The organism is Microbacterium sp. UBA7513, assembly GCF_002478345.1.
GTDB lineage: Bacteria > Actinomycetota > Actinomycetes > Actinomycetales > Microbacteriaceae > Microbacterium.
On record NZ_DLNJ01000020.1, the window covers coordinates 59,578 to 72,048 of the forward strand.

Genomic DNA, 12,471 nt, shown 5'->3' on the forward strand with positions numbered 1-12,471 from the left:
CGCTCGTCAGACCGCCTGTGCGAAGCCGAGGTCGGCGCTCTCCGCGATGTGCGCGAGGTGCGCGGGGATCTCCCGTCCCTTCGAGGTCATGGACTGCGCCCAGAGCCGCCCGGCGCGGTACGAGGAGCGCACCAGCGGACCGGCGAGCACCCCGAGGAAGCCGATCCGCTCCGCCTCCTCCTTGAACTCGACGAACTCGGCCGGCTTCACCCACCGCGAGACGGGAAGATGCCGTGGCGTCGGGCGGAGGTACTGAGTGATGGTGATGATGTCGCAGCCGGCGTCGTGGAGGTCCTGCAGCGCCTGGACGACCTCCTCCGGCTCCTCGCCCATGCCGAGGATGAGGTTCGACTTCGTGATAAGTCCGGCGTCGCGAGCCTGCGTGAGCACGTTCAGCGAGCGCTCGTAGCGGAACGCGGGGCGGATGCGCTTGAAGATGCGGGGCACGGTCTCCACGTTGTGCGCGAACACCTCGGGGCGCGCGTCGAAGATCTGGCCGAGGAAGGCCGGGTCGGCGTTGTGCTCGTTGGCCAGCAGCTCCACGCCGGTGTTCGGGTTGAGCTCGTGGATCTTGCGCACCGTCTCGGCGTTCAGCCAGGCCCCCGTATCGGGCAGGTCGTCGCGGGCCACACTCGTCACGGTCGCGTAGCGGAGATTCATCCGCTGCACGCTCTCGGCGACGCGTCGCGGCTCGTCGGTGTCGTAGTCGGCGGGCTTGCCGGTGTCGATCTGGCAGAAGTCGCAGCGACGCGTGCACTGCGATCCCCCGATGAGGAACGTCGCCTCGCGGTCCTCCCAGCATTCGTAGATGTTCGGGCAGCCGGCCTCCTGGCACACCGTGTGCAGATCCTCGCTCTTCACGAGCGAGTGCAACGCGGAGTACTCCGGCCCCATCTTGGCCTTGGTCTTGATCCACTCGGGCTTGCGCTCGATCGGGGTCTCGGCGTTGCGGATCTCGAGGCGGAGGAGCTTGCGCCCCTCGGGTGCGGCAGTCATGCCGGGACTCCTGTCAGGTCGGGTGCGTGCGCGGTGCGGAAGGCGTCCTGCACGGCGTCGACGAGGTCGAGCGGGCCGACCACGCGGCCGGACACCTCGCTCACCGTGGTCACGCCGGCGTCGGTGATGCCGCAGGGGATGATGTCGCGGAAGGGGGCGAGACTGTTGTCGCAGTTGATGGCGAAGCCGTGCATGGTCACGCCCTGCTGCACCCGCACGCCGATCGCGGCCACCTTGTCCTCCGAGAGCGGTCGGCGCACCCACACACCGCTGCGCCCCTCGACCTGGTGCCCGTCGACCCCGAACGGACGCAGCACCTCGATGAGGATCCGCTCCAGACGCCGGACGTGTGCGACCACGTCCATCGGCTCCGGCAGCCGGAAGATCGGATAGCCGACGAGCTGTCCCGGCCCGTGCCAGGTGATCTTCCCGCCGCGGTCGACGTCGATGACCGGGGTCCCGTCCTGGGGGCGTTCGTGGTCCTCCGTGCGCTTGCCCGCGGTGTAGACGGCCGCGTGCTCGAGCAGGATGAGCGTGTCAGGGCGGGCACCGGACACGACGTCCGCGTGCACGCGCCGCTGCAGGGCCCAGCCGTCGGGATAGGGGACAGGGGTCGGCATGAAGCCGGGGGTGAGGATGTCGAGCATGCGTCGTCGCTTCCCTCTAATACATGGATTGCGTCTAACAATACATCCCCGTCCGGAGTGTGGCGCGGCGCGCGGTACCGTGAAGTCATGAACCGGACTGGTCGCGCCGGCCGCCCGAAGGCCTCCTCGCGCGAGACCCTCGCCGAGGCCGCCTGCGAGCTCTTCCTGGAGCGCGGGTACGAGGCCACCTCCATCGCCGACATCACGCAGCGGGCGGGGGTCAGCCGTTCCAGCTTCTTCAACTACTTCACGTCCAAGAGCGATGTGCTGTGGTCCGGGATCGACGAGCGCATCGGCGTCGCGATCGCGGCGCTCGGCGATCTCGGCCGGGATGCCACGGGGGAGCGGGTGCGGCTGATCCTCCACGGCATCGTCCAGGACTTCGCGCCGGATCCCCTGGCTCTGGCCCTGCGGAATGCGGCGGCCATGGCGCTCGAGGATGAGCTGGTGCGCGAGAGGGGGTTGCGGCTCGCCCGCCTGTCCGCCGCCGTCTCGCGCGCCGCCTGCGCCGCGGGGATCGACGTCATGCGCGCCGACGTGCTCGGGGCCGCGCAGGCCGCCGCTGTCATGTCGGCGCTCCGGGTGTGGGCGGAGGAGGGCGCGGGCCGCGGCACTCCGGACTCCGTGCTGCACGAGGCGCTCGCCCGCGTCCACGATCTCCCCTGGGGGGACTGACCGGCCTCGCGAGACCCCGGTTTCGCGCCGAGGCCCCGGTGTGCAGGCGCGCGCCGGGCGGGGTCTCGACAGCGAGGCGGGGTTTCGGCGAGTCGCCTTCGTGCCGCGCTGAGCGTGGAGGCTCCGCTCGCGTAGAATCGTACGCACCATGGCTACCTTTGGCACGCTCTCCGATCGGCTCACCGACACCTTCCGCAACCTGCGCACGAAGGGAAAGCTCACCCCCGCCGACGTCGACGGCACGGTGCGCGAGATCCGTCGTGCGCTGCTCGACGCCGACGTCGCGCTCGCGGTCGTCAAGGACTTCACCGCCAAGGTGCGCGAGCGCGCGCTCGGCGACGAGGTCAACAAGGCGCTGAACCCCGCGCAGCAGGTGGTGCAGATCGTCAACGAGGAACTCGTCCAGATCCTCGGCGGTGAGCAGCGGCGCCTGCAGTTCGCCAAGACGGCGCCGACCGTGATCATGCTCGCCGGCCTCCAGGGTTCGGGGAAGACGACGTTCGCCGGAAAGCTCGCCAAGCAGCTCGAGAGCGAGGGCCACACGCCGCTCCTCGTGGCCGCCGACCTCCAGCGCCCGAACGCGGTGAACCAGCTCCAGGTCGTCGCCGAGCAGGCCGGTGCCACGGTGTACGCGCCCGAGCCCGGCAACGGCGTCGGCGATCCGGTCAGGGTCTCGCGCGACGGCGTCGAGCACGCCCGCCGGCAGCAGCACGACGTGGTCATCATCGACACCGCCGGCCGCCTCGGCGTCGACGCCGAGCTCATGAAGCAGGCCGCCGACATCCGCAAGGCGGTCAACCCGGACGAGGTGCTCTTCGTCATCGATGCGATGATCGGTCAGGACGCCGTCAACACCGCCAAGGCCTTCCAGGAGGGCGTGGACTTCACCGGCGTCGTGCTCTCCAAGCTCGACGGTGACGCGCGAGGCGGAGCAGCTCTGTCGGTCGCCTCGGTCACCGGTCGTCCGATCATCTTCGCCTCGACGGGCGAGCGGCTGGAAGACCTCGAGCCGTTCCACCCCGACCGGATGGCGAGCCGCATCCTCGACCTCGGCGACATCCTGACCCTCATCGAGCAGGCCCAGCAGGCCTTCGACGAGGAGGAGGCGCGAAAGGTCGCGGAGAAGCTCGCGAACGAGGCCTTCACCCTGGAGGACTTCCTCGAGCAGCTCCAGCAGATGAAGAAGATGGGCTCGATGAAGAAGATGCTCGGGATGCTCCCGGGCATGGGTCAGATGAAGCAGCAGCTCGAGGACTTCGACGAGCGCGAGATCGACCGCACCGAAGCCATCATCCGGTCCATGACGCCGGTAGAGCGTCGCAACCCCAAGATTCTCAACGGCTCGCGCCGCCTGCGCATCGCGCGCGGCTCCGGCATGACTGTCACGGACGTGAACCAGCTCGTTCAGCGCTTCGAGCAGGCCGCGAAGATGATGAAGACGGTCGCCCGTGGCGGCACGCCGAACATCCCCGGCATGGGTCCGGTGCCCGGCATGGGCAAGCCCGGCGCCTCGTCGAAGCGCGGCAAGAAGGGCAAGGGCGGCGGCGGCAACCGCTCCCGCTCCGGCAACCCGGCGAAGCGCGCGGCCGAGAACGCCGGCCTCGCGGCTTCCACGGCACCCACCGGCTCGGGCTTCGGCCTCGGCGGGGGAAGCGCAGCGCCCTCGGAGGCAGACCTCGCCGAGATCCAGAAGCTGTTCGGCAAGGGCTGAGCGGCCGGGAACTCAGCGCACGGCCACCGGCGCGGCGGAAGGATCGACCGTGGCCGCCGGCGTGCCTCGCGGTCGTGCCGCGAACTGCCCGCCGACGAGGGCGGCGAGCGTGATCACGATGCCCAGAAGCTGAACGAGGGTGAAGCTCTCGCCGGCGATGAGCACTCCGAGCACCGTCGCGACGATCGGCGAGAGCAGTGCGAGCAGGCCGGGCACGATCACGGGCAGCCGCTGGATACCGCGGAACCAGAGCGTGTAGGCGATGATCCCTCCCGCTGTCGCGAGCCAGAGGTAACCGAGGAGCGCCCCCGCGTCGAGGGCAGGAGGCGGGCCCTCGACCGTGAAGGTGAGGGGGAGGAGCAGCAGTCCGCCCGCACTCAGCTGCCAGCCCGCGTAGGCCACGGGGCCGACGCCGGCGGGGCGTCCCCAGCGCTTGGTGAGGATCATCCCGAGACCGGTGGCGGTCACGCCGCCCAGAGCCGCGATGAGGCCCCACAGGTCCAGCGCGGCGGCAGGGCCGAGGACGACGAGGGCGACGCCCCCTGCCCCGAGCACGGCGGCGGCGCCGGACACCGGGCGGATACGCTCCCCGAGCACGAGCGCTCCGATTCCCAGGACGATGAGCGGCTGCGCTCCGGCGACGGCCGCGGCGACCCCGCCGGGGAGGCGTTCGGCCGCGAGGAACAGTAGCGGGAAGAAGGCGCCGATGTTGAGGGCGCCGAGCACGAGGACCTTTCCCCACCAGGCGCCGTGCGGCAGGCGCCGGGCCAGCAGCACCGCGAGGAGACCCGCAGGAAGCGAGCGGAGGAGGCCGGCGAGGAGCGGATGCCCGGCGGGGAGCAGCTCCGTCGTGACCAGGTAGGTCGTACCCCACGCCGCGGGGGCGAGCGCCGTGACGAGGGTGAGGGTGAAGCGGTTCATGCTCCCAGCCTGCGCGCGACATCGCGATGAGTCCAACGCATTGTTGTCACACCATCCATGAAGGGCGATCATGGATACATGGAACTCCAGCACCTGCGATATGTCGTCGCCGTGGCGGATACCGGGTCCTTCACCCGCGCGGCGGACCGCTGTCACGTGACGCAGTCGGCGCTCAGTCATCAGGTCGCGTCACTCGAACGCGAGCTGGGGGTGCGGCTGTTCGCGCGCACCAGTCGCAGCGTCCGTGCGACCGAGTCCGGAGAGGCGTTCCTCCGCTCCGCGCGTCTCGCGGTGCGCGCCGCGGATCAGGCGCGGGAGGATGCCGCGGCCGCTGCGGGCGAAGTCGTCGGAACGCTCCGGCTCGGGATCATCCCCACGGTGACCGCCGTCGACGTCCCCGCGCTCCTCGTGGCCTATCGCACCGCGCATCCGGCCGCCCGCGTGGAACTCCGCGAGGGGAACAGTGACGGCCTCATGGCCGCGATCCGTCAGGGCGACCTCGACGTCTCCTTCCTCGGGCTTCGGGAGGGAGCGGAACCAGGAGGGGTGGCCTCCCGCCCGTTGTCCCACGAGCCGCTGGTAGCGGTACTGCCTCGCGGGCACCACCTCGCCGCGAAGCGGAGGGTACGGCTGAGCGATCTCGCGGACTCCGCGTTCGCCGACTTCCCCGCCGGAACATCGGGGCGCGCGCAGAGTGATGCGGCGTTCCTGGCCGCGCGGGTCGGGCGGGACGTGGCCTTCGAATCCGACACGGCCGCGGGGCTGATCGGCCTGGTCGCTGCGGGCCTCGCCGTCACGCTGCTCGCGCCCGGGGTGGTGCGAGGGTATCGGGACGTCGTCGACACGGTCGAGGTCCAGGACGGGCCGGTCCGTGTCGAGCACCTGGCCTGGGACGCCGCGGCACCGCGCAGCGCCGCGCGCGCCTTCCTCGACATCGTCGCGGCAGCCTCCTGAGACCCTGCTCCGGCTGCACGACCCGGGAGCAGATGCACGACGGAATCCTCGGAACGGGCGGGCCACCGTATCCGGATCGTGCAGGCGACTCCGCAGAAGCTCGAGCTGGAGACGACGAAGCGGGCCCGGGAAGAACCCGGACCCGCCTCGTCGTGTGGCGATCAGCGCACGTCGTCGTCGACCCAGTCCATCGACTTCGTGACGGCCTTGCGCCACAGGCGCAGCTGGCGGTCGCGCTCGGCCTCGTCGAGCGAGGGCTCCCAGCGGCGGTCCTCCTGCCAGTTCGCGGACAGGTCGTCGAGGCCGCTCCAGAAGCCGACCGCGAGGCCCGCGGCGTAGGCCGCACCGAGCGCGGTGGTCTCCGCCACGACCGGCCGCACGACCGGGACGCCGAGGATGTCGGCCTGGAACTGCATGAGCGCGTCGTTGGCGACCATGCCGCCGTCGACCTTGAGCTCGCTGAGGTCCACTCCGGCGTCCGCGTTGACCGCGTCGAGCACGTCGCGGGTCTGGAAGGCCACGGCCTCCAGCGCAGCGCGCGCGATGTGGTTCTTGTTCGCGTAGCGGGTGAGGCCGACGATCGCGCCACGGGCGTCCGGACGCCAGTAGGGGGCGAAGAGACCCGAGAACGCGGGGACGATGTACACGCCGCCGTTGTCCTCGACCTTCTCGGCCAGCTCCTCGACCTCGGGAGCGGAGGAGATGATGCCGAGCTGGTCGCGCAGCCACTGGATGAGCGATCCGGTGACGGCGATCGACCCCTCCAGCGCGTAGTGCGTGGGCTGGTCGCCGAGCTTGTAGCCGACGGTGGTGAGCAGCCCGTTCTTCGAGCGGACGATCTCCTCGCCCGTGTTGAAGATGAGGAAGCATCCCGTGCCGTAGGTGTTCTTGCTCTCGCCCTTCTGGAACGCGGCCTGTCCGAACGTCGCCGCCTGCTGGTCGCCGAGGATGCCGGCGATCGGCGTCTCGCGGAGCAGCGACGAGCTCTCGGCCGCGCCGTAGACCTCGGAGGAGGAGCGGATCTCCGGCATCATCGAGCGCGGCACGCCGAACGCCTCGAGGATGTCGTCGCGCCACTCCAGCGTCTCGAGGTCCATGAACATCGTGCGCGAGGCGTTGGTGACGTCTGTCGCGTGCACGCCGCCGTCGACGCCGCCCGTGAGGTTCCACAGGACCCAGGAGTCGGTCGTGCCGAAGAGCAGGTCTCCGGCCTCGGCCTTCTCGCGGGCACCTTCGACGTTCTCCAGGATCCAGGTGATCTTGGTGCCGGAGAAGTAGGTCGCCAGCGGGAGGCCGACGATCGACTTGAACCGGTCGACGCCTTCGTCGCCCGCGAGGCGGTTGACGATCTCCTGCGTACGGGTGTCCTGCCAGACGATGGCGTTGTAGACCGGCTTGCCCGTGGTCTTGTCCCACACGACGGCGGTCTCGCGCTGGTTCGTGATGCCCACGGCGGCGATGTCGTGGCGGGTGAGATCGGCGCGCCCGAGGGCCAGACCGATCACCTCCTGGACGTTGCGCCAGATCTCGGCGGCGTCGTGCTCCACCCAGCCGGCCTTGGGAAGGATCTGCTCGTGCTCCTTCTGGCCGGTGGCGACGATGCTGCCCTTCTTGTCGAAGATGATCGCGCGGCTCGACGTCGTTCCCTGGTCGATCGCGATGATGTAGTCAGCCATGTGTTCTCCTTTGAATTCCCGAGGGGTTGAGGGGGATCAGCCGGCGAGGCTGAGCAGGCCGGGGGCGGCGAGGGCGGCGATGACACCACCGATGAGCGGACCGACGACGGGCACCCACGAGTAGGACCAGTCGCTGGAACCCTTGCCCTGGATGGGGAGGATCGCGTGGGCGATGCGCGGACCGAGGTCACGAGCCGGGTTGATCGCGTAGCCGGTGGGGCCACCGAGCGACGCACCGATCGCGACCACCAGGAGGGCCACCGGAAGGGCGGTGAGCGGGCCGAGGCCACCGGGCGTGCCGACCTCGATGTCGCCGTAGTCCGCGAACGCGAAGATGACGAACACGAGGACGAACGTGCCGATGATCTCGGTGACGAGGTTCCAGCCGTACGAGCGGATGGCGGGGCCGGTGGAGAAGACGCCGAGCTTGTTGGCGGCCTCCGGCTCCTGGTCGAAGTGCTGCTTGTAGGCGAGCCAGACCACGATCGCACCGATGATCGCGCCGAGGAGCTCCGCGGCGGTCGCAGTGAGGAACATCGCGAAGGTGATCTTGCCGGCGACCAGTAGGCCGATGCCCACGGCCGGGTTCAGGATGGCACCGGAGTACGCCGAGACGAGCACACCCGCGAACACCGCGAGACCCCATCCCCAGTTGACCATCAGGAAGCCGCCGCCGAAGCCCTTGTTCTTCGCCAGGGCGACGTTCGCGACCACACCACAACCGAGCAGGACCAGCATGGCGGTGCCGACGAGCTCGGAGAGGAAGTAGAGACCGAGATTGACGTCAGTCATGTCTTCGTTGACCTTTCTTGCGGGTCGGGGCCCCTCTGCCCCGACCCCTTATGGGGTAGCACCGCGAGGAGGGCGCGGTGGTCGGCGTCCCGTCAGCCGCGGGCGCGGGACGGGATGTGGAGTCCGTGTCGCTCGTTGAGCAGCACCCGCGTCTGCTCCACCTCGGCGTCGTGACGCTCGCGGTCCCAGCCGAGGAGCGGAGCCAGGGCGTCGGCGATCTCGTCGAGCACCTCCGCTCGGGCGCCGCCGGTGAAGGCGATGCTCGTGCGGCGGAGGATGACGTCCTCGAGACGGGTGACCATCTCCTCGTTCACCATCCACTCCAGCTCGCGGGTCGAGAGGTCGCCGCCGGCGAGGGGCGCGTCGTCCCCCTGCTCGACGAAGGCCCACACGGCCGCTGCCCGGGTGCCGTAGCGCGCGAGGAGCTGGTCGGCGCGAGTGCCGGCGCCGGGGAGGTTCTCCTGGATCCAGATCCGCTTCGCCTTCTCGGTACGCGGGAACTCACGTCCGCCGCCGATCGCACGCCCCGCCGTGGACACCGTGCGCGTGCGGCCGAGGAGGCCGAGGACAGTGTCGGAGAGGGATTCGCCGAGCGCGCGGAACGTGGTCCACTTGCCGCCCACGAGGCTCACCAGCGGAACGGCGCCCTGGCGGTCGACCTCGACGCGGTAGTCGCGGGAGACGAAGCCGGGAGCGGTGTCCTCGTGGCGGGGGAGCGGACGGATGCCGGAGAAGTTGTAGACGATCTGCTCACGGGTCACCGAGATCGACGGGAACACGTGGTGGATGAGGTCGAAGAAGTAGTCGATCTCCTCCTCCGTGCACACCGGCACCTCGCGCGGGTCGGCGTCGATGTCCGTCGTGCCTACGAGGACGCGCCCCTTGAGCGGGTAGATCAGCACGATGCGACCGTCGGAGTGCTCGAAGAAGATCTCGCGTCCCCGCGTGGCCTCCAGCAGCTCGGGGTGGTCGAGCACGATGTGCGAGCCCTTGGTGCCGCCCATGAAGCGGGTGTCGGTGCCGAGGGCGTCGTTCGTGAGGTCGGTCCACGGGCCGGAGGCGTTCACGACGACATCCGCGGTCACGGTGAACTCGGTGCCGCTCTCCCGGTCGCGGAGGATGATCTGCTCGCCGTCGCGGCCGATCGCCTCGACGTAGTTCAGTGCGACGGCACCGGGGTGGCTCGCGCGGCCGTCCTGCAGCACATCGAGCGCGAGGCGCTCGGGGTCGTGCATCGACGCGTCGTAGTACGTCGCGGTGTACTTGATCTTCGGGTCCATCGACGGCAGTTCGGCCAGCGACTTCTTGCGGCCGAGGAAGCGGTGCCGGGGCACGGTGCCGCCGTCGCGCGAGAACGTGTCGTAGATGGTAAGGCCGACCTTGATGAGGAAGGCGCCGCGCTCCTTCGGCTTCCCGCTCTTGTGCGTGAGGAAGCGCAGGGGAGCGGAGAGGATGCCCGAGAACGTCGAGTAGATCGGGATCGTGGTCTGCAGCGGCTTGACGTAGTGCGGAGCGATCTTGAGCAGCCCGTTGCGCTCCTCCACCGACTCTCGGACGAGACGGAACTCGCCGTTCTCCAGGTAGCGGATGCCGCCGTGGATCATGTGGCTCGACGCCGCGGAGGCACCGGAGGCGAAGTCGCCGCGCTCGACGAGGACGACGTCGACGCCCTGCAGGGCCAGGTCGCGGAACGTGGAGATGCCATTGATGCCGCCGCCGATGACGAGGACACTGGTGCGCCCGGATTCGCGGAGCGCGCGGACCGCGTCCCGCTCCGGGGACGTGTGGGTGGAATCGATCATCGTCGACCCTCTCTTCCTTGCTTGCCACCAGCATCGACCTCTGTGACGCCGCGCGCAAGCTGGCTGCACATATGTGCAAGGATCGAGGGAGAGGAGGTCATCATGGCGGAATCCGGAGCGCCTTCGCGCGACGGGAAGCTGATCGCCGCGCTCACGGCTGCGCAGCTCTACTACATGCAGGACAAGACCATGGAGGTCATCGCGCAGGAGCTCGGAACCTCGCGATCGTCCGTGTCGCGGCTGCTCAGCTTCGCGCGCGAGAGTGGCCTCGTCGACATCCGGATCAACTCGCCGCTGGAACGCCTCGGGATGCTCGAGCAGCGCATCAGGGATCGCCACCGCGTCGTTGCGCACGTGGTTCCGATGGCCGAGATCGTGAGCGAGGTCGAGCGCCTGGAGCGGGTGGCGCTGACCGCCGGGCGACTGCTGTCCCAGTTCGTGGACTCGAACATGATCGTCGGCGTCGCCTGGGGGTCGACGATCAGCGCGGTCAGCCGCGGGCTCACCCAGAAGGAGACGCACAACACGACATTCGTGCAGCTCAACGGCGCCGGGAACACCCAGACCAGCGGTGTGGAGTACTCCAGTGACATCCTGCAGCGCTTCGGCAGTGCGTTCGGGGCGCAGGTGCAGCAGTTCCCGGTCCCGGCGTTCTTCGACGACCCCGCCACCCGCGAGGCGATGTGGCGCGAGCGCAGCACCCGGCGCGTCCTGGACCTGCAGGCGAAGATGGACATCGCCGTGTTCAGTCTCGGCTCTCCGGCGGCAGAGGTGCCCAGCCGGGTCTACGTCGGCGGCTATCTCGGTCGGGAGGACTACCGCAGTCTGCGGGAGGACCACGCGATCGGCGACGTGGCGACGGTCTTCTTCCGCGCCGACGGCTCCTGGCGCGACATCCGGCTCAATGCACGGGCGACCGGCCCTGGACTCGACCGGCTGCGCCGCGTTCCCCGACGCGTGTGCGTCGTCTCCGGCGTGCCCAAGCTCGCGAGCCTGCGTGCGGCGATCGCCGCCGAGCTCATCACCGACGTCGTGCTGGACGAGGGACTCGCACGCCGCCTCGTCGAGGACTGAGCGGCGCGGGGATCACTCGCCTTCGATGGACGACTGCGGCCCCGTCCGGAACTCGCGGATGAGGTGCTGGACGACAGCGCGGAGATCGCCGTCCGTGGCGTCGGCGACCGCGAGCTGACGGGCGTAGCTCGCGCCGCCGTCGAGGATCGTCCCGATGCTGCCGAACTCACGGACGCATCCGAGCTCGACCGCGACCGGGGTGAGTTCCTCGATCTTCTCGGCGAGATGCTCGCGCACGGGGCGCTGCGTGCCGATCGTGTCGACGATGACCCGGGCGTCCAGGCCGTATCGGGCCGCGCGCCACTTGTTCTCGCGGTGGAACCACGCGGGGAGGTCGGGGAGGGCGGCCCCTTCGTCCAGGAGCCGGGAGAAGTGCTCGACGAGGACCTGCACGAGCGCGGCCACCGCGGCCATCTCGGAGAGGGTGGACAGGCCGTCGCACGCCCGGACCTCGATCGTGCCCCAGCGCGGAGCGGGACGGATGTCCCACCGCACCTCCGTGGCGTCGGCCATGACTCCGGTACGGACCATGTCGTCCAGGTAGCGCTCGAACTCCGACCAGTCGCGCAGCGGCCAGGGAAGGCCGGCCGTGGGCAGCTGCTGGAAGACGAGAGCGCGGTTGGAGGCGTACCCCGTGCGTTCCCCGGCCCAGAACGGGCTGGACGCCGACAGCGCCTGCAGGTGGGGGAGATAGGCCGACAGTGCGTTGATGATGGGGAAGACCTTGCGCTGCTCGTCGACGCCCACGTGCACGTGGATGCCCCAGATCATCATGTTGCGCCCCCACCACTGGGTGCGCTCGATCAGGCTGTGGTACCGCGTCTTGTCGGTCACCGACTGGTCGTACCACTGGGCGAACGGGTGGCTTCCGGCGGAGAGCAGCTCGATCCCTGCCGGGTCGGTGGCCGACCGCACCGCCGCGATCGCGTTCGCGATGTCGTCGACGGCGTGGGCCACGGAGTCGCCGATCCCGCTGGTCACCTCGATGGTGTTGGTGAGGAGCTCGCCGGTGACGGTGTGGCGTTCGTCTTCGCTCTCCGCCTCCAGCGCGGCGAGGAGCTCCGGCGCGCGACCGACGAGATCACCGGTCTCGGGATCGGCGAGCATGATCTCCCACTCGAGACCGACGGTGGAGCGGGCCGAAGCGGCGAAGTCGAGCTGCACGGGGACAGTCTGACACGGGGCCGGGCCTGCTCCGCAACGCCGTGTCGCCGGGTTCGCAC

11 protein-coding genes are annotated in these 12,471 nt (G+C 69.8%); 4 read left to right on the forward strand and 7 right to left on the reverse strand.

Annotated elements, in window-relative coordinates; all coding sequences use genetic code 11:
* Positions 1 to 6: 6 nt before the first annotated feature.
* Both lipA and lipB read right to left on the reverse strand, forming a co-directional pair.
* A complete protein-coding gene (gene lipA, locus B2W79_RS10820; RefSeq protein ID WP_025103330.1) occupies positions 7 to 996 on the reverse strand; it encodes a lipoyl synthase in 990 nt (329 codons plus the stop codon).
* Positions 993 to 1,643 carry a lipoyl(octanoyl) transferase LipB gene (gene lipB, locus B2W79_RS10825; protein WP_025103331.1) on the reverse strand — a complete coding sequence of 217 codons (651 nt, stop codon included), beginning with the start codon at positions 1,641 to 1,643 and terminating at the stop codon, positions 993 to 995. The genes lipA and lipB overlap by 4 nt, the downstream gene beginning before the upstream one ends.
* 87 nt (positions 1,644 to 1,730) lie before the next feature.
* On the opposite strand from lipB, the gene B2W79_RS10830 reads away from it, so the two are divergent.
* On the forward strand, positions 1,731 to 2,318 hold the full coding sequence (locus B2W79_RS10830; RefSeq protein WP_292789475.1) for a TetR/AcrR family transcriptional regulator: 588 nt from the start codon (positions 1,731 to 1,733) through the stop codon (positions 2,316 to 2,318).
* Between the two features lie 148 nt (positions 2,319 to 2,466).
* Entirely contained in the window at positions 2,467 to 4,029 is a 1,563-nt protein-coding gene (ffh, locus tag B2W79_RS10835; protein ID WP_292789477.1) for a signal recognition particle protein, read from the forward strand.
* A 12-nt stretch (positions 4,030 to 4,041) separates the two neighbouring features.
* Here the strand turns inward: ffh and B2W79_RS10840 are convergent, their stop codons facing one another.
* A complete protein-coding gene (locus B2W79_RS10840) occupies positions 4,042 to 4,950 on the reverse strand; it encodes an EamA family transporter (protein ID WP_292789479.1) in 909 nt (302 codons plus the stop codon).
* 78 nt (positions 4,951 to 5,028) lie between these two features.
* Here B2W79_RS10840 and B2W79_RS10845 point away from each other — a divergent pair, with 78 nt between their 5' ends.
* Positions 5,029 to 5,904: a LysR family transcriptional regulator gene (locus B2W79_RS10845; protein WP_292789481.1), complete on the forward strand. Its 876-nt coding sequence runs from the start codon at positions 5,029 to 5,031 to the stop codon at positions 5,902 to 5,904.
* 161 nt (positions 5,905 to 6,065) lie between these two features.
* Here the strand turns inward: B2W79_RS10845 and glpK are convergent, their stop codons facing one another.
* From glpK to B2W79_RS10860, 3 genes are all read right to left on the reverse strand, one after another.
* Entirely contained in the window at positions 6,066 to 7,580 is a 1,515-nt protein-coding gene (glpK, locus tag B2W79_RS10850) for a glycerol kinase GlpK (protein WP_292789483.1), read from the reverse strand.
* A gap of 36 nt (positions 7,581 to 7,616) precedes the next feature.
* Positions 7,617 to 8,372 carry an MIP/aquaporin family protein gene (locus B2W79_RS10855; protein WP_071328522.1) on the reverse strand — a complete coding sequence of 252 codons (756 nt, stop codon included), beginning with the start codon at positions 8,370 to 8,372 and terminating at the stop codon, positions 7,617 to 7,619.
* A gap of 92 nt (positions 8,373 to 8,464) precedes the next feature.
* The gene (locus B2W79_RS10860) at positions 8,465 to 10,174 is read right to left on the reverse strand and encodes a glycerol-3-phosphate dehydrogenase/oxidase (protein WP_292789485.1); all 1,710 of its coding nucleotides are present in this window, start codon (positions 10,172 to 10,174) and stop codon (positions 8,465 to 8,467) included.
* Between the two features lie 102 nt (positions 10,175 to 10,276).
* Here B2W79_RS10860 and B2W79_RS10865 point away from each other — a divergent pair, with 102 nt between their 5' ends.
* Positions 10,277 to 11,248: a sugar-binding transcriptional regulator gene (locus B2W79_RS10865; protein WP_071328524.1), complete on the forward strand. Its 972-nt coding sequence runs from the start codon at positions 10,277 to 10,279 to the stop codon at positions 11,246 to 11,248.
* A gap of 12 nt (positions 11,249 to 11,260) precedes the next feature.
* On the opposite strand, the gene B2W79_RS10870 is transcribed toward B2W79_RS10865, so the two are convergent.
* Positions 11,261 to 12,412: a glutamate--cysteine ligase gene (locus B2W79_RS10870; RefSeq protein ID WP_292789487.1), complete on the reverse strand. Its 1,152-nt coding sequence runs from the start codon at positions 12,410 to 12,412 to the stop codon at positions 11,261 to 11,263.
* Positions 12,413 to 12,471 lie beyond the last annotated feature (59 nt).

Bases quoted from the DNA above. Each gene is read 5' to 3' on its own strand.
- lipA (WP_025103330.1), bottom strand. From the start codon at position 996: ATGACTGCCGCACCCGAGGGGCGCAAGCTCCTCCGCCTCGAGATCCGC.
- lipB (WP_025103331.1), bottom strand. From the start codon at position 1,643: ATGCTCGACATCCTCACCCCCGGCTTCATGCCGACCCCTGTCCCCTAT.
- B2W79_RS10830 (WP_292789475.1), top strand. From the start codon at position 1,731: ATGAACCGGACTGGTCGCGCCGGCCGCCCGAAGGCCTCCTCGCGCGAG.
- ffh (WP_292789477.1), top strand. From the start codon at position 2,467: ATGGCTACCTTTGGCACGCTCTCCGATCGGCTCACCGACACCTTCCGC.
- B2W79_RS10840 (WP_292789479.1), bottom strand. From the start codon at position 4,950: ATGAACCGCTTCACCCTCACCCTCGTCACGGCGCTCGCCCCCGCGGCG.
- B2W79_RS10845 (WP_292789481.1), top strand. From the start codon at position 5,029: ATGGAACTCCAGCACCTGCGATATGTCGTCGCCGTGGCGGATACCGGG.
- glpK (WP_292789483.1), bottom strand. From the start codon at position 7,580: ATGGCTGACTACATCATCGCGATCGACCAGGGAACGACGTCGAGCCGC.
- B2W79_RS10855 (WP_071328522.1), bottom strand. From the start codon at position 8,372: ATGACTGACGTCAATCTCGGTCTCTACTTCCTCTCCGAGCTCGTCGGC.
- B2W79_RS10860 (WP_292789485.1), bottom strand. From the start codon at position 10,174: ATGATCGATTCCACCCACACGTCCCCGGAGCGGGACGCGGTCCGCGCG.
- B2W79_RS10865 (WP_071328524.1), top strand. From the start codon at position 10,277: ATGGCGGAATCCGGAGCGCCTTCGCGCGACGGGAAGCTGATCGCCGCG.